Source organism: Isoptericola sp. Y581 (assembly GCF_059445475.1).
The window spans coordinates 497,716-513,757 of record NZ_JCAIUK010000002.1 but is presented as its reverse complement, the minus strand read 5'-3'; the positions used below and the strand labels follow the sequence as shown (position 1 = coordinate 513,757).

At 74.1% G+C, this 16,042-nt stretch carries 14 protein-coding genes and 1 pseudogene; 4 read left to right on the top strand and 11 right to left on the bottom strand.

Annotation, left to right across the window (positions count from 1 at the left end; all coding sequences use genetic code 11):
- Positions 1-174: 174 nt before the first annotated feature.
- The 3 genes from AC1C2W_RS05475 to rimP all read right to left on the bottom strand — a co-directional run bounded on the left by AC1C2W_RS05475 (position 175) and on the right by rimP (position 2,225).
- Entirely contained in the window at positions 175-375 is a 201-nt protein-coding gene (locus tag AC1C2W_RS05475; RefSeq protein ID WP_495412582.1) for a YlxR family protein, read from the bottom strand.
- 150 nt (positions 376-525) lie between these two features.
- A complete protein-coding gene (gene nusA, locus AC1C2W_RS05470; RefSeq protein WP_495390294.1) occupies positions 526-1,602 on the bottom strand; it encodes a transcription termination factor NusA in 1,077 nt (358 codons plus the stop codon).
- 2 nt (positions 1,603-1,604) lie between these two features.
- Positions 1,605-2,225 carry a ribosome maturation factor RimP gene (rimP, locus tag AC1C2W_RS05465; protein WP_495412581.1) on the bottom strand — a complete coding sequence of 207 codons (621 nt, stop codon included), beginning with the start codon at positions 2,223-2,225 and terminating at the stop codon, positions 1,605-1,607.
- A gap of 189 nt (positions 2,226-2,414) precedes the next feature.
- Here rimP and AC1C2W_RS05460 point away from each other — a divergent pair, with 189 nt between their 5' ends.
- Positions 2,415-3,566, top strand: coding sequence for a DUF4439 domain-containing protein (locus AC1C2W_RS05460; RefSeq protein ID WP_495390292.1), 1,152 nt, complete (start codon positions 2,415-2,417; stop codon positions 3,564-3,566).
- On the opposite strand, the gene AC1C2W_RS05455 is transcribed toward AC1C2W_RS05460, so the two are convergent.
- Positions 3,563-5,368 carry a proline--tRNA ligase gene (locus AC1C2W_RS05455; RefSeq protein ID WP_495412580.1) on the bottom strand — a complete coding sequence of 602 codons (1,806 nt, stop codon included), beginning with the start codon at positions 5,366-5,368 and terminating at the stop codon, positions 3,563-3,565. The genes AC1C2W_RS05460 and AC1C2W_RS05455 overlap by 4 nt on opposite strands.
- Positions 5,369-5,436: 68 nt before the next feature.
- On the opposite strand from AC1C2W_RS05455, the gene AC1C2W_RS05450 reads away from it, so the two are divergent.
- Positions 5,437-6,348, top strand: coding sequence for a DNA-formamidopyrimidine glycosylase family protein (locus AC1C2W_RS05450; RefSeq protein WP_495390290.1), 912 nt, complete (start codon positions 5,437-5,439; stop codon positions 6,346-6,348).
- Positions 6,349-6,358: 10 nt separating this feature from the next.
- Here the strand turns inward: AC1C2W_RS05450 and AC1C2W_RS05445 are convergent, their stop codons facing one another.
- The 6 genes from AC1C2W_RS05445 to dxr form a co-directional block, all read right to left on the bottom strand.
- Positions 6,359-7,549: a glycine C-acetyltransferase gene (locus AC1C2W_RS05445; RefSeq protein WP_495390289.1), complete on the bottom strand. Its 1,191-nt coding sequence runs from the start codon at positions 7,547-7,549 to the stop codon at positions 6,359-6,361.
- Positions 7,549-8,631, bottom strand: a complete 1,083-nt coding sequence (gene tdh / locus AC1C2W_RS05440; protein ID WP_495412579.1) for an L-threonine 3-dehydrogenase — start codon at positions 8,629-8,631, stop codon at positions 7,549-7,551. The genes AC1C2W_RS05445 and tdh overlap by 1 nt, the downstream gene beginning before the upstream one ends.
- 123 nt (positions 8,632-8,754) lie before the next feature.
- Entirely contained in the window at positions 8,755-9,711 is a 957-nt protein-coding gene (locus AC1C2W_RS05435; RefSeq protein WP_495390287.1) for a GNAT family N-acetyltransferase, read from the bottom strand.
- A gap of 68 nt (positions 9,712-9,779) precedes the next feature.
- Positions 9,780-10,922 carry a flavodoxin-dependent (E)-4-hydroxy-3-methylbut-2-enyl-diphosphate synthase gene (gene ispG / locus AC1C2W_RS05430; RefSeq protein ID WP_495390437.1) on the bottom strand — a complete coding sequence of 381 codons (1,143 nt, stop codon included), beginning with the start codon at positions 10,920-10,922 and terminating at the stop codon, positions 9,780-9,782.
- 135 nt (positions 10,923-11,057) lie between these two features.
- On the bottom strand, positions 11,058-12,377 hold the full coding sequence (locus AC1C2W_RS05425; RefSeq protein WP_495390286.1) for a M50 family metallopeptidase: 1,320 nt from the start codon (positions 12,375-12,377) through the stop codon (positions 11,058-11,060).
- A 67-nt stretch (positions 12,378-12,444) separates the two neighbouring features.
- Complete coding sequence (gene dxr, locus AC1C2W_RS05420; protein WP_495390285.1) at positions 12,445-13,620, bottom strand: 1-deoxy-D-xylulose-5-phosphate reductoisomerase; 1,176 nt, start codon at positions 13,618-13,620, stop codon at positions 12,445-12,447.
- Here dxr and AC1C2W_RS05415 point away from each other — a divergent pair.
- A complete protein-coding gene (locus AC1C2W_RS05415; protein WP_495390284.1) occupies positions 13,619-13,819 on the top strand; it encodes a hypothetical protein in 201 nt (66 codons plus the stop codon). The two genes, dxr and AC1C2W_RS05415, sit on opposite strands and share 2 nt — an antisense overlap.
- Positions 13,820-13,859: 40 nt before the next feature.
- Positions 13,860-14,780 (top strand): annotated as a pseudogene (locus AC1C2W_RS05410) (formylglycine-generating enzyme family protein); the annotation flags it as partial.
- On the opposite strand, the gene AC1C2W_RS05405 reads toward AC1C2W_RS05410, so the two are convergent.
- On the bottom strand, positions 14,714-16,036 hold the full coding sequence (locus tag AC1C2W_RS05405) for an MFS transporter (protein ID WP_495412578.1): 1,323 nt from the start codon (positions 16,034-16,036) through the stop codon (positions 14,714-14,716). The pseudogene AC1C2W_RS05410 and the gene AC1C2W_RS05405 sit on opposite strands and share 67 nt — an antisense overlap.
- Positions 16,037-16,042: the final 6 nt, after the last annotated feature.

Here is a 16,042-nt window from a genome sequence, read left to right as displayed (position 1 = left end):
CTCGGCCCTCCTGCGAGACAGGGAGGACCGTCATTAGTACCGAGTACTCATCGCACGGAACTCATCGGGTGTCCATCGGCTTCTGACCCGCTTCCTTGTCGACAACGCGTGTGCGGCCGAGCGCGCTCGGTCGCGATGACCCGTCCGCCGGGCGGCGGCGCGGGCCGGAGGGACTCAACGGCCCTGCTGCTCCAGCTGGTCCCGGACGCCCGTCAGGTCGAGCGGGCCCGTGACGCGCAGAGCGCGCGGCACGGCCCGACGACGCTCGGCGAGCGCCAGGCAGGCGGGCGTCGGATGGATCCAGGCGCCACGCCCAGGGAGGGACCCGCGCGCGTCGACCACGAGGTGTGCCTCGTGACCCGACGGCTCGAGCACCAACCGCAGGAGAGCGGACCGTAGGTCACGCTTCCGGCACCCGACGCACGTACGTACCGGTCCGGTGTGATCCGGCGCGGTTCGTGGGCAGGTCGGAGGCTGGGCGCGTGGCCCGGTCCCCGACAGTCTAGCGCGGCGCCCCACGTGCCGTTACCGGCCCCCGGCGGCGCCGTCGTGCTCGGCCGCCGTCTCGCCTGCGTCGCCGGGCTTGTCGCCGTCGCCGGCGAGCGCCCCCTCGTCCGATCGGATGTCGATCCGCCACCCGGTCAGCTTCGCGGCGAGACGGGCGTTCTGCCCCTCCTTGCCGATCGCGAGGGAGAGCTGGTAGTCCGGGACGATCGCGCGCGCCGCCTTGGCGTCGGCGTCGACCACCGTGACCGAGCTCACACGTGCCGGGGACAGCGCGTTCGCCACGAACCGGGCCGGGTCGTCGCTGTGGTCGACGATGTCGATCTTCTCGGCGTGCAGCTCGGCCATGACAGCGCGCACGCGCGCTCCCATCGGGCCGATGCAGGCGCCCTTGGCGTTCAGCCCGGCCACCTTGGACCGGACGGCGACCTTGCTGCGGTGCCCCGCCTCGCGGGCGATGGCCGTGATCTCGACCGACCCGTCCGCGATCTCCGGCACCTCGAGCTCGAACAGCTTGCGGACGAGGCCCGGGTGCGTGCGGCTCAGCACGACCTGCGCACCCTTGGCACCGCGCGAGACCTCGACCACGTAAGCGCGCAGCCGCTCCCCGTGCACGTACTCCTCCGTGGGCACCTGCTCGTGCGGGGGCAGCACCGCCTCGGTGCCGCCTACGTCCACGAGCACCACGCGCGGGTCGCGGCCCTGCTGGATGACGCCGGCCAGGACCTCGCCCTCCTTGCCGCGGAACATCCCGAGCACCTGGTCGTCCTCCGCGTCGCGCAGACGCTGGACGATGACCTGGCGGGCGGTAGCGGTGGCGATGCGCCCGAAGTCGGCCGGCGTGTGCTCGAACTCGGGCCCGAGCTCGATCGTCGGCCGTGCCTCGGGGTCCTCCGGGTCCGGGGTACGGATCTCCTCGCGGGCCCACACGGTGACGTGCCCGGACTTGCGGTCGACCTCGACGCGGGCGTGCTGGTACGCGTCGGGGGTGCGGTGGTAGGCAGACAGCAGGGCCTGCTCGATCGCGGCGACGAGGACGTCGAGACTGATGTCCCGCTCCCGCTCCAGCAGCCGAAGCGTGCTCATGTCGATGTCCATCGTCAGCTCTCCTGGTGACGGGCGGAGCCCGTGTCGTCATGTCGGGCGGAGCCCGAGGTGTCGTCGTTCCGGGCGGGGCCCGTGGCGTCGGTCTGGTCGGGGGTCTCGTCGAGCCGCTTGAGCTCGACGTCGATCTTCCCCTTGCGTACGTCGGCGACGGCCACGCGGGTGCCGTCCTCCAGCACGAGCCACGGCCCGCCGTCTTCGCCCGTGCCGTCGGTGCCGTCGGTGACATCCGCCAGACGGCCCGCCGTCTGCCCGCCGTCGTGCCGCTGCAGCGTGACGAGCCGGCCGCGGGCGCGCCGGAAGTGGCGCAGCTCGGTCAGCGGCCGGGAGGTGCCGGGCGTCGAGGTCTCCAGCGTGTAGGCGCCGGGCACGACGTCGTCCGCGTCGAGCGCCGCCGAGATCGCCCGCGCGACGTCCCCGAGCGCGTCGGAGTCGAGGCTTCCCACCGCGTCCTCGGGCAGGTCGACCGTGATGCGCACCACCGACCGCTTCCCCGCCCGGGTCACGACGACGTCCTCGAGGAACAGGCCCGCCGCGTCGACCGCCGGGGTGACGATCTGCCGTACGGCTTCGACCTTGGGCCCGGTTGCCGTCGTACGGCTGTGCTGCGCTGCCATCGCTGCCTCCCGTGGGTCACGTCGTGAACTGCCGTGTGCTCCCGCGCCGGGACGTCCCGCGGCCGGTGTGTCGTTGTGTGCAGCGTCCAGCGTAACGAACGACCGGCCCGTCTCGCGCCGCACGGCCCGCTCCGCGCGGCGGGTGAACGTCACACCGCGCCCACCTCCGACGTGGCAAGATCGGCCCCGATGGAACCGCACCCCGCACCCGCCCGGCACGCCGACCGGTCCGCCGCCCGAGCCCGGACGGCCGCCGTCGGCGCGCTGCTGGCTGCGGGGCTGCTCGCCGGCTGCGGGGTACGCCTCGAGGCGCCGCCGATCGCCGAGCCCGTCCCCGACTCGCTCGAGGTGGTGCGGCGCACCGCGGTGTCCGACGCGCTGCTCGTGGCGGACGGCGCCCAGGCCGCGCTCGAGGCGGTCCCGGCGGACCGCGAGCGGGTCGTCACCGAGCTCACGCGCATCACGGCCGACTCCCGCGCGCAGGCGGACGCGCTGGGGGGCGAGTACGACTCGGGGCTCGCCACCGAGGAGCCGACGGACAGCCCGCAGTCCTCGGAGTCCGACGTGGGCACGCCGGCCGACGTGGTCAAGGTGCTCGACGACGCCGCCGCGCGCAGCCGGACCGCGGCCGGCACGACCACCGAAGGCCCGCTGGCGCGGCTCCTCGCGTCGGTCGGGGCCGCACAGACCGTGTCCGCCGAGCGCCTCGCGGAGCTCACTGACGCCGAGGGACCGGCTCCCGTCGACCCGCAGGTTCCCCTGCCCACCGGTTCCGGCCGTGCCGCCGAGGGCGCCTCGCCGTCCCCGAGCGGATCGACGGATGAAGACGTGACCGCGGACCCCGACGAAGACGACGGCGAGGACGACGGCGAGGACGAGGAGGCGGTGCCCGAGGGCCTCACCGCCGGCGACCTGAGCACGCTCGTCGTGTCGGAGGACGCGACCCGCTACGCCCTGCAGCTTCGCGCCGCGATCGGCAAGGGCGAGCAGCGCGAGCGTCTCCTCGAGCGCGTCGCCCGCCACGCGGAGCGGGCCGACGGGTGGGCGCTCGTCGCGGGGATCCAGGCCACGGCTCAGGACCCGCGGCGGGCCGCGTACACCGTCCCGCGGGTCGACGACCGGAGCGACGAGGCGCTGGTCGTCTCGCTCGAGAACGACCTGGCCACCGACTACGCGACCCTGGTGGGGAACACCACCGCCGGCACCCGGGACGTGCTGGTGGACCTGCTCGTGGACTCCGCGGTGACGCTCGACGACTGGGGCGCCGAGCCCGTGCCGTTCCCCGGCCTGCCGGAGCAGGCCGGGGACTCCGGGACGGACGCCGCCGACGCGGTCGCCTAGCCGGCGAGCAGCGCCTCGACCCGCTGGGTCACGACCCGCGCGGCGTCCCTCACGGGCACCTGCTCCGACTCCCCTGCGCGGGGCCGGACCTCGACGAGGCCGTCGGCCAGCCCTCGGCCCACCACGACGATCAGCGGCACGCCGAACAGCTCGGCGTCGGCGAACTTCACGCCCGGCGACACCTTGGGGCGGTCGTCGTACACGACCTCGACGCCGGCCTCCACGAGCTGCTCGGCGAGCTTCTCCGCAGCCTCGAAGATCTCGCCGCCCTTGCCGGTGGCCACGACGTGCACGTGCGCGGGCGCGACCTGCGCGGGCCAGGCGAGGCCCTTGCCGTCGTGGTTCGCCTCGGCGATGGCGGCGACGGCGCGCGTGACGCCGACGCCGTAGGAGCCCATGGTGACGGTGACGGCCTTGCCGTTCTCGTCGAGGACCTTGAGGTCGAGCGCCTCCGCGAACTTCCGGCCGAGCTGGAACACGTGCCCCATCTCGATGCCGCGCGCGGTCTCGAGGATGCCGTCGCCGTTCGGGCACGGGTCGCCGGGCCACACCTCGGCCACCTCGATCGTCCCGTCGGCCGTGAAGTCGCGACCCGCGACCAGGTCGAGCACGTGCTGGCCGGGCCGGTTCGCGCCCGTGACCCACCGCGTGCCCTCGACGACCCGGGGGTCGAGCAGGTAGCGCACCTTCGCTGTCCCCTCCTCGCCGAGCGCGCCGGGGCCGATGTAGCCCTTGACGAGGGCGGGGTTGGCGGCGAAGTCCCCGTCGCCGAGCGGGGCGAACTCCGCCGGGTAGAAGGCGGCCTCCATGCGCTTGACGTCCACCTCGCGGTCGCCCGGGAGGCCGATCGCGAGGGCCTCTGAGCTGCCGTCCGGGTGCCGGAGCTTGAAGAGGACGTTCTTGAGCGTGTCCGCCGCTGCCCAGGGCCGGTCGTCGCGCGGGAACCGCTCGTTGAGATGGTCGACCAGCGATTGGATGGTCGGCGTGTCCGGGGTGTCCTCGGCGTGTGCCTCGGGCGTGCCCTCGAACGGGATCGGGTCCGGCACGGGCGCCCGGGCCGCCTCGACGTTGGCCGCGTACCCGCAGGCCTTGCACTCGACGTAGGTGTCCTCGCCGATCGGCGACTTGGCGAGGAACTCCTCCGACCTGGAGCCGCCCATCGCGCCCGCGTGCGCGGAGACGATGACGTACTCGAACCCGAAGCGGTCGAAGATCCGCTGGTACGCGGCGCGGTGCTTCGCGTAGCTCGCGTCCAGACCCGCGTCGTCGATGTCGAAGGAGTAGGAGTCCTTCATGATGAACTCGCGCCCGCGGATCAGCCCGGCGCGGGGGCGGGCCTCGTCGCGGTACTTGGTCTGGATCTGGTACAGCGCCAGCGGCAGGTCCTTGTACGAGGAGTACAGGTCCTTGACCAGCAGGGTGAACATCTCCTCGTGCGTCGGGGCCAGGAGGTAGTCGGCACCCTTGCGGTCCTGCAGCCGGAAGAGGTTGGGCCCGTACTCGGTCCAGCGGCCGGACGCCTCGTACGGCTCGCGGGGCAGGAGCGCCGGGAAGTGCACTTCCTGCGCACCGATGGCCTGCATCTCCTCGCGCACGACGTTCTCGACCTTCGCCAGGACCCGCAGGCCCAGCGGCAGCCAGGTGTAGACGCCCGGCGCGGCGCGGCGGATGTAGCCGGCGCGCACGAGCAGCCTGTGGCTCGCGACCTCGGCGTCGACGGGGTCCTCGCGCAGCGTGCGGACGAAGAGCTGGGACAGGCGGAGCAGGTCGCCCCTGGGCTGGCGGGCGGACGCGATCGACATGGGGGCCAGCCTAGCGGCGCCCCGGCCCTCCCCTGGTCGCCGCCGGGGACGGCTGGCACGATGGCCGCATGCCCGAGCTTCCCGAGGTCCAGGCGCTGGCCGACTTCCTCGACGAGCGAGCGTCCGGGCGCCGGGTCGCCGCCGCCGACGTCGCGGCGATCGCCGCGCTCAAGACGTTCGACCCGCCGGTGTCGGCGCTCGTCGGACGGACGGTCGAGGGCGTGACGCGCCACGGCAAGTGGCTGGACGTGCGCACGGTGCCGGACGGAGCCGCCGGTCGGGGTGCCGACGACGAGATCCACCTGGTGTTCCACCTGTCGCGCGGGGGCTGGGTGCGCTGGTCGGAGCAGGCACCGACGACCCCGGTCCGCCCCCGCATGGGCGGGTCGTCCCGCGGCGCGGCGCTGGCGCTGCGCGTGCGGCTGGACGACGGCTCCGGCTTCGACCTCACCGAGGCGGGCACCCGCAAGCGGCTCGCCGTGTACGTGGTGCGCGACCCGCAGGAGGTGGGGCAGGTGCGCACGCTCGGCATCGACCCGCTGTCTCCGGACTTCACCACGGCCGCGCTCGCCGGCCTCATGGCGGCCAAGAACCAGCAGGTCAAGGGCCTGCTGCGCGACCAGCACGCGATCGCCGGCATCGGCAACGCCTACTCGGACGAGATCCTGCACGTGGCGCGCACGTCGCCGTTCAAGCTCACGCGCTCGTTCGCCGACGGCGACGTCGAGGCGCTGCACGAGGCCACCGTGACCACGCTGCGCGACGCCGTCGCGAAGTCGTCGGGCAAGCCCGCGAAAGAGCTGAAGGACGCCAAGCGGGCGGGCATGCGGGTGCACGGCCGCACCGGCGAGGCGTGCCCCGTGTGCGGCGACGTCGTGCGCGAGGTCAGCTTCGCCGACCGGTCGCTGCAGTACTGCGCCACGTGCCAGACCGGCGGTCAGGTGCTCGCCGACCGCCGCATGTCGAAGTTGCTCAAGTAACGGCCGCGGCTCAGTCGGGGGCGACCGCGTCGCGCGACGCGACGAACGCGTCCACGCAGGCACGGACCTGCTCCGGGGTGTGCGCCGCGGAGAGCTGCACCCGGATGCGGGCCTCGCCCCGCGGCACCACGGGGAAGCTGAAGGCGGTGACGTAGACCCCGCGCTCCCCCATCGCTTCGGCGACGCGCGACGCGATCACGGCGTCGCCGAACATCACCGGCACGATCGGGTGCTCGCCGGGCAGCAGGTCGAAGCCGGCCTCGGACATGAGGCCGCGGAAGAGCGCCGCGTTCTCGGCCAGGCGCGCCCGCAGGTCGCCCGACTGCTCCACGAGGTCGAGCGCCGTGAGCGTACCCGCCACGATCGTCGGCGCCAGCGTGTTCGAGAACAGGTACGGCCGCGCACGCTGGCGCAGCAGGTCGACGATCTCGGCGTGTGCCGCGACGTAGCCGCCGGACGCACCGCCGAGCGCCTTGCCGAACGTGCCCGTGAGGATGTCCACGCGGTCGGCGACGCCGCACAGCTCGGGCGTCCCCCGGCCGCTGGAGCCCATGAAGCCGACGGCGTGCGAGTCGTCCACGAGCACGAGGGCCTCGTAGCGGTCGGCCAGGTCGCAGATCTCGCGCAGCGGGGCCAGGTAGCCGTCCATCGAGAAGACGCCGTCCGTGACGATCACGACGTGCCGGGCCCCGCCGTCGCGCGCGGCCCGCAGCTGCTCCTCGAGGTCGGCCGTGTCGCGGTTGCGGTAGCGGAACCGCGCGGCCTTCGACAGCCGGATGCCGTCGATGAGGGAGGCGTGGTTCAGCGCGTCCGAGATGATGGCGTCCTGGGCGCCGAACAGGGTCTCGAAGACGCCCCCGTTCGCGTCGAAGCACGAGGAGAACAGGATCGACTCCTCGGTGCCGAGGAAGCCGGCCAGCCGCCGCTCCAGCGCGCGGTGCTGGTCCTGCGTGCCGCAGATGAACCGCACGCTCGCCAGCCCGTAGCCCCACGTGTCGAGGGCGTCGCGCGCGGAGGCGAGGATGCGCGGGTCGTCCGCCAGGCCGAGGTAGTTGTTGGCGCAGAAGTTGAGCAGCTCGGCGCCGTCCGCCCGGATGCGGGCGCCCTGCGGGCCCGTGATGCCGCGCTCGTGCTTGGTCAGGCCGGCGTGCTCGATCTCCCGCAGCTCGCCCGCCACGTGCTCCCGGAACGTCCCGTACATCAGTGCGCCTTCTTCCCTCGGGGGTGGTCGTCAGACCCCGCCCATTCCGTCCAGTCGAGGACCACCTTGCCGCCGTGTGCCGAGGCCGCCGCCTCGAAGCCCTCGCGCCAGCGGCTCGCGGGGAGCCGGTCGGTGACGACCGACGCGATCGCCGCGCGTAGCGTCGCGCTGGTGCGCAGCATCGCGTCCATCGCCTGCCAGGTCTCGAACATCTCGCGGCCGTAGATGCCCTTGAGCGTGAGCATATGAGTCACGACCGTGCCCCAGTCCACCGCGATCGGCTCCGCCGGCAGCCCCAGCATCGCGATGCGGCCGCCATGGTTCATGTTCGCGATCATCTCCGGCAGCGCGCTCGGGGCCCCGCTCATCTCGAAGCCGACGTCGAAGCCCTCCCGCAGGCCGAGGTCGCGCTGGGCCTGCGCGACCCGGGCCGTCCGCACGTCGACGGCAGCGTCGGCGCCCATGGCCCGCGCCATCTCGAGCCGCGCCGGGCTCACGTCCGTGCCGACCACCAGGTGCGCACCCGCGTGCCGGGCGACGGCGATCGCCATCAGGCCGATGGGGCCGCAGCCCGAGACGAGCACGTCCTCGCCGATGACGGGGAACGCGAGCGCGGTGTGCACCGCGTTGCCGAGCGGGTCGAAGATCGCAGCGACGTCGAGGTCGAGGCTGGCGTGGTGCACCCAGACGTTCGTGGCCGGCAGCACCACGTACTCCGCGAACGCGCCGTCGCGCTGCAGTCCGAGGCCCTGGGTGCGGATGCACATCTGGCGGCGGCCGGCCCGGCAGTTGCGGCACATGCCGCACACGATGTGCCCCTCGCCGGAGACGAGGTCCCCGACGGCCACGTCGTGCACGAGGTCGCCGACCTCCACGACCTCGCCGACGAACTCGTGGCCCGGCACCAGGGGCGGCCGGACGGTGGACGCCGCCCAGGCGTCCCAGCGGTCGATGTGCAGGTCCGTGCCGCAGATGCCGGTGCGCAGCACCCGGATCTTCACGTCCGCGAGGCCCGCCTCCGGCTCCGGCCGGTCCACGAGCTCCAGCCCCGGCCCCGGCCCCGGCTTGTACAGCGCCTTCACTCGCCACCCACCCGTGCCTCGCTCACCCGTGCGTCCCCCGTCGCATGCGTCGTCACGCCCGGTACCATCCCACGATCCGGACAGATCCGATAACCGGGGTCAGCACAGCCGTCAGAACAGCCGTCAGAACAGCACGGTCGTGAACGTGCCGACCTGCTCGAAGCCCACGCGCCGGTACGTGGCCAGCGCCGGGGTGTTGAAGGCGTTGACGTACAGGGACACGACGGGAGCCACCTCCCGGCGGGTCGCGACGACGACGGCGGCCATGCCGGGGGCCGCCAGCCCCCGGCCGCGCCGCACGGGGTCGACCCACACGCCCTGTACCTGAGCGACGCCACCCGCGACGGCGCCGAGCTCCGCCTTGAACGCCACGAGCGGCCCGGGCGCGCCGGTCGCCCGGGGGGCGGGCCGGGCGCCCGGCTCGACCCGCACGAACGAGCGCCCCTCGGCGATGAGCGAGCGGACCCGCAGCGCGTAGGCGCTGCCATGGGACGCCGCCGGGGCGTACCCGACCTCCTCGGCGAACATGCGCACGCACGCGGGCAGCACCAGGTCCGCCTCGGCGAGGGTCGAGCGGCGCACCGCGGGGTCGGGGTCGATGTCCGGGTCGCGGGAGATCGCCAGGGACGGTTGGTCGGCCCGCACCTCGCGCGCCGGCGGCCAGCGGGGGGCGAGGAGCTCCCACAGCGCCAGAGCCGCGGTCCGGTCCCCCACGATCGACGACGACCGTCGCCCCTGGAGGTGGGCGAGCCTCGCGAAGGCTTCGACGGCGTCCTCGGCCTCCTCACCCGCCAGGTCCGGCGCCAGCACGGGTACCAGGTTCGCGCCCGACCAGCAGACCGCGACCAGCGGGCCGGTCGACGGGAAGCCCCACGCCTGCCCGCCGGCGGCCGCGAACCCCGCCAGGGCGGCCACGTCCAGGCGCGACGCCGTCAGGACGGAGGCGACCGGGTCGAGCGCGCAGACGGCCCGCGCGGCGTCGAGATCCTCGGTGCCGAGCACCCGGGCGCGCGGGCGACGGGCGTCGAGCCTGCCCGCGGACGAGCCCCGCGCCCGCACCGCCGGTCGCCAGCCGCCCATCACGCCCCCTTCGCCGTCGTGGGCCCCTCAGGTCTCGTGGATCTCGATCCTGCCGACGTCCGTCGGTCTCAGCTCACCGAGACGACGGGAGCGCCGGCCTGCGTGTCGTTCTCGGGCGCCGGCATCGACTCGGCGATCCGCATGGCCTCCTCGATGAGCGTCTCGACGATCATCGCCTCCGGCACGGTCTTGATGACCTCGCCCTTGACGAAGATCTGGCCCTTGCCGTTGCCCGACGCGACGCCGAGGTCCGCCTCGCGCGCCTCGCCCGGGCCGTTGACGACGCAGCCCATCACGGCGACGCGCAGCGGCACGGTCATGCCCTCCAGGCCGGCAGTGACCTTCTCCGCGAGCGTGTAGACGTCCACCTGGGCGCGGCCGCACGACGGGCAGGAGACGATCTCGAGCTTGCGCGGGCGCAGGTTGAGCGCCTGCAGGATCTGCGTGCCGACCTTGACCTCCTCCACCGGGGGCGCCGACAGGGAGACCCGGATGGTGTCGCCGATGCCCTGGCTGAGCAGCGCGCCGAACGCCGTCGCGGACTTGATGGTGCCCTGGAAGGCGGGCCCGGCCTCGGTGACGCCGAGGTGCAGCGGCCAGTCGCCGCGCTGGGACAGCAGCTCGTAGGCCCGCACCATGACGACGGGGTCGTTGTGCTTGACCGAGATCTTGAAGTCGTGGAAGCCGTGCTCCTCGAAGAGGCTCGCCTCCCACACCGCCGACTCCACGAGCGCCTCCGCCGTCGGCTTGCCGTACTTCTCCAGCAAGCGCTTGTCGAGCGACCCGGCGTTGACGCCGATCCGCAGCGAGACCCCGGCTCCGGAGGCCGCCTTCGCGATCTCCTTGACCTGGTCGTCGAACTTGCGGATGTTGCCCGGGTTCACGCGGACGGCGGCGCAGCCGGCGTCGATCGCGGCGAACACGTACTTGGGCTGGAAGTGGATGTCGGCGATCACCGGGATCTGCGACTTCGTCGCGATCGCGGGCAGCGCCTCTGCGTCGTCGATGGTCGGCACGGCGACGCGCACGATGTCGCAGCCCGCGGCCGTCAGCTCGGCGATCTGCTGCAGCGTCGCGTTGATGTCGGTGGTGGGTGTCGTCGTCATCGACTGGATGCTGATCGGCGCGTCTCCGCCGACGGCCACCTTGCCCACCTGGATCTGGCGGGTCTTGCGGCGCGGGGCCAGCGTGGGCACGGGCGGGGTCGGCATGCCGAGGTTCACTGCAGTCACAGTGCCAGTATCGCGCGAACGAGCGGGTGTCACGCACGCGGGCGGGCACCGGCACCGAATCCCCGCCGTATCGTGCGCACGACCTTCACCCGGCGCCGGACGATCCGCGCTGCGCTACATCAGCCGCACGGGGTCGACCACGTCCGCGACGATGAGGATCGCCCCCGTCCCCAGCAGGACGACGAACATCACGTAGGCCACCGGCATCATCCGGGCGACGTCCGCCGGGCCCGGGAGCGGGAGCCCGCGCAGCCGGGCGAGCGTGCGCTTGGCGCCCTCGTACAGGGCGTTGACCACGTGGCCGCCGTCCAGCGGCAGCAGCGGGATGAGGTTGAAGACGAACAGGGCCACGTTCAGCGCCGCCAGCAGGCTCAGCAGGAACTGCAGGGTCGAGACGACCGGCGCATCCGCCGCGACGGCGTCCACGGCCATCCGGCCCACCCCGACCACCGACATCACGGAGTCCTGCGAGCGCGGCTCGTCGGTGAATGCCTGCACGGCAGCGTCGCCGATCCGCACCGGGAGGGTGACGATCATCGCCGCCGTGCCCGAGACCTGCTCCCACACCGCCTCCGGCACCGTGGAGACCGGCATCGGCTTGTGCTCCTGCGTGGGGGTCATGCCCAGGAAGCCCGCCGTCTCGGTGGCCGCCTCGCCGTCCGCGCCGACCTCGGGGTTCCCCTCGGCGTCGACGACAGGCACCTGCCGCGCGGCGGTCGTGACCGTCAGCGGCACCTCGGCACCGTCGCGCCGGACGACGACCTGCACCTCCTGGTCGGGCGAGTCCGCGATCATGCCGGCCAGCTGCTCCCACGACGTGACCTCCGTGCCGTCCCACTCGACGACCTCGTCGCCGGCCTGCAGCCCGGCCGCCGCCGCGGGGGACGGCGCGGCGTCGGCGCCGCACACGGGCTCGCCCTGCGCCGTCGTGGCGGTGGGGGTGCACCCGGTCACGGCACCGACGGTCGTCGTGACGGAGGGCATGCCGATCCCGACCAGCACGATGAACGTCAGCACGACGGCGATGACCAGGTTCATCACCGGCCCGCCGAGCATGACCACGAGCTTCTTGGGCGTGGACAGCTCGTAGAAGGCCCGGTGCTCCTCCCCCGGGCGGATCTCGCTCACCGACGCGTCGCGCGCGTCCGCGATCACCTGGCCGAAGAAGCCGCCGCGCCGCCGCGTGCCCGCCGGGGCCGGCGGCATCATGCCCACCATCCGCACGTACCCGCCCAGCGGGATCGCCTTGACGCCGTACTCGGTCTCGCCCTTCGTGCGCGACCAGAGCGTGGGCCCGAAGCCGACCATGTACTCGCTCACCCGCACGCCGAACTTCTTCGCGGGCACCATGTGGCCCACCTCGTGCAGCCCGATCGAGATCGCGAGGCCCACGATCATCACGGCGATGCCGACCACCCAGGAGAGAACGTCCACGGCCCCGAGCCTAGGTCAACCCGGAGCGCCCGCCGCGCGGCCGGGAGGGCCGCTCGTGCAGGAATCGTCAGGAGCGCGCGAGGATCTCGTCGGCGCGCGCCCGTGCCCAGGACTCCGCGGACTCGACGGCCTCCAGCGTCACGGCGTCCGGGGCGACGCCGTCGTGCTCGCCCAGCACCCGCTCGACGGTCTCCACGATGTCGAGGAAGCCGATCCGCCCGGCCAGGAACGCGGCGACGCCCTGCTCGTTCGCCGCGTTGTACACCGCGGGGTGGGTGGCGGACGCCGCCGCGGCGGCCCGCGCCAGCCCGACGGCGGGGAACGTCGCCTCGTCGAGCGGCTCGAACGTCCAGGACGCCGCGCGCGTCCAGTCGCACGGCGGGGACACGACGTCGAGACGCTCGGGCCACGACAGGCCCAGCGCGATCGGCAGGCGCATGTCCGGCGGGGACGCCTGGGCGATCGTCGAGCCATCGTGGAACTCGACCATGGAGTGCACCACCGACTGGGGATGCACCACCACGGTGATGTCGTCCACCGGCACGTCGAACAGCAGGTGCGCCTCGATCAGCTCCAGACCCTTGTTCATGAGCGACGCCGAATTGACCGTCACGACCGGCCCCATCGACCATGTCGGGTGGGCGAGCGCCTCGTCGGCCGTGGCCTTCTTGATGTCATCGCGGCTGCGGCCGCGGAACGGGCCGCCCGACGCGGTGAGCACAAGGCGCCGCACCTCGTCGCGGGCTCCCCCGCGCAGCGCCTGCGCGATCGCCGAGTGCTCGGAGTCCACGGGCACGATCTGCCCGGGCGCCGCGGCGGCCTTGACCAGCGAGCCGCCCACCACGAGCGACTCCTTGTTGGCGAGCGCCAGCGACGAGGAGCCCGCGAGCGCCGCGAGCGTCGGTCGCAGCCCGACGGACCCGGTGATGCCGTTGAGCACGACGTCGGAGCCGCGCCCGGCCAGCTCGGTGGCGGCGTCGGGGCCGGCCAGCACCTCGACGTCCTCGGCCCCCGCGCCGAGCCGCGCGGCCAGGGCTTCCCGCAGCTCCGCGGCGCGACCGGCGTCCGCCACGGCGACGGCGCGCACCCCGAGCGTCGCGGCCTGCTCGGCGAGCAGGCCGACGTCCGCACCCCCCGCGCTCAGGGCTTCCACCCGGAAGCGACCGGGATGCGCCCGGAGGACGTCGATCGCCTGCGTGCCGATGGAGCCGGTGGAGCCGAGGAGGGTGACGGAGCGGGTCATGCGGCACATCATCGCAGCCGGCCGGAATCCCAGCGGGCGCCCTCGCCACGGCGGCCCCGCCCTGGCGCAGGCGGCGTACCAGGACGGGCACCGCGGGTCGGCCGACCTGTGGAACCGCATCGGGCCGGGCCAGTACAGCTCCGGCGTGTACCTGCGCACGGGCACCGCGACCCGGTCGCCGCCGTCTGCTGACGGCTGACGGTGCTGACGGCTGGGGCCCGAGCGGGCAGGATGGCCGTATGTCCGACGCTGCCGCGCTCTCCCCGCTCGTCGACGTCCCTGCGGGGACGTTCCGGATGGGCTCCACCGAGTTCTATCCGGACGAGGGACCCGTGCGCGAGGTGCCGGTGGACGCGTTCGCCGTCGAGCAGCACCCGGTGACGAACGCGCAGTATGCGCGGTTCGTGGCCGAGACGGGCTACGTCACGGTGGCCGAGCGCGAGCTCGACCCGGCCGACTTCCCCGGCGCCGACCCGGCCGACCTCGTGCCCGGCGGCCTGGTGTTCACACCCACCACCGGGCCCGTGAACCTCGCCGACTGGACGCAGTGGTGGCGCTGGCAGCCCGGCGCGTCCTGGCGCACCCCCGGCGGCCCGGGCACCGACACCACCGGCCGCGAGGACCACCCGGTGGTGCTCCTCGCGTTCGACGACGCGCTCGCCTATGCGCGCTGGGCGGGCCGCGACCTGCCCACGGAGGCCGAGTTCGAGTACGCGGCGCGCGGCGGCACCGACGGCACCCGGTACGCGTGGGGCGACGAGCCGCGAGCGGACGGACGGCTGATGGCGAACACCTGGCAGGGCCGGTTCCCGTACGACAACACGGGGGCGGACGGCTGGGTGGGCACGTCCCCCGTCGGGACCTTCCGCGCCAACGGCTACGGCCTCGCGGACATGATCGGCAACGTGTGGGAATGGACGACGACGTTCTACCTCACCGGCGCCTCCCGGCACGCGCACGACGGCGCGTGCTGCGCGCCGTCCGCCGACGACCTGGGCCCCGCCGCCCGCGCTTCCGTCGGCCCGGGCGAGCGGCACCCGCGCAAGGCGCTCAAGGGCGGCTCGCACCTGTGCGCCCCGGAGTACTGCCTGCGCTACCGCCCCGCCGCCCGGTCGGCCCAGTCGGTCGACTCCGCGACCACGCACATCGGCTTCCGCTGCGTCGTGCGGCCGGCCTCCCCGTCACTGCCCGCCGGGGCCCGGAACCTCCTCGCCGGTTCGCGCCAGGCGCGCGAGCCCGCGACCAGGGCCAGCGCCGTCGCCGCGACCAGGACGGCGGCGGGCACGGGCAGCACCTCGACGCCGGCGCGCGCCACGAGCAGCGACGCGAGCGCGGCGCCCACGGCGATCCCCCCGTTGAAGACCACGGGGATGAGCGCCCCCGCCGTCTCGCGCCGCCCGGGGCCGCCCAGCCGCAGAATCAGCGTCTGGGCCAGCGGCGGGAGCGCGCCGGACGCCACGCCCCAGGCGACGACGACCGCCACCCCGAGCGCGGGGTGCACGTCGACCACGGCGAGGCCGAGCAGCGCGACGGCCGTCGCGGCCACGCTCACGACGAGCGCGGGCGCCGTGCGGGTGCCGAACCTGCCGGCCAGCAGCACGCCGAGCGCCGAGGCGAGCCCGAACACCAGGAGCAGGCTGCTGACCCCGCCCGGCACGGAGGCGGCGGGCGCCTCGACGATCCGCGTGACGTACGTGTACACGCCGTAGTGGCCCACCAGCAGCACGCCGACGATCCCCGTGACCGCGATCATCGGCCCCGGCCCCGACACCGGTCGCGCGGCGCCCGCCCCCTCGTGCGCGGCACCCGCGCCCGACTGCGTGGCCGGCGCCCCGGACCGGGCGACGACGACCCTGACCAGCACCGCGACGACCAGCGTCGCCACGGCGAGCCCTGCGAACGCCGCCCGCCACCCGACGCCGCGCGTGACGAGGCTGGCGAGCGGGGTGCCGAGGACCATGCCGAGCGTGGCGCCGCCGAGCACGACCGCCACGGAACGGGCGAGCAGCCGGTCGGGCACGAGGTCGGCCACGTGCGCGTTGGCGGTGGCCCACAGCAGGCCGACGGCCGCGGCGCCGACGAGCCGGGCACCCGCCGCGACGCCGTACGACGACGCGAGGGCGGTTGCGGCGGACGAGGCGGCGAGCACGACCAGCGCCACGGCGATCACCGATCGGCGGTCCCGCCCGCGGGAGAGGCGCACGAGGGGGAAGCTCGCCACCACGACGGCGGCCGCCCAGATCGAGACGAGGAGGCCGGTCCGCGCCTCCGTGACCCCGAGGCCGGCGCTCATCTGCGGCAGCACCGCGGTGGGGAGCATCTCGGCCGTGACCATGGTGAACGTCGCGCCGCCCAGCACGATCAGCGACGGCCACAAGGCGCTGCGCCGGCGGGATACGGTCTCTGTCGTCGTCATGTGGCC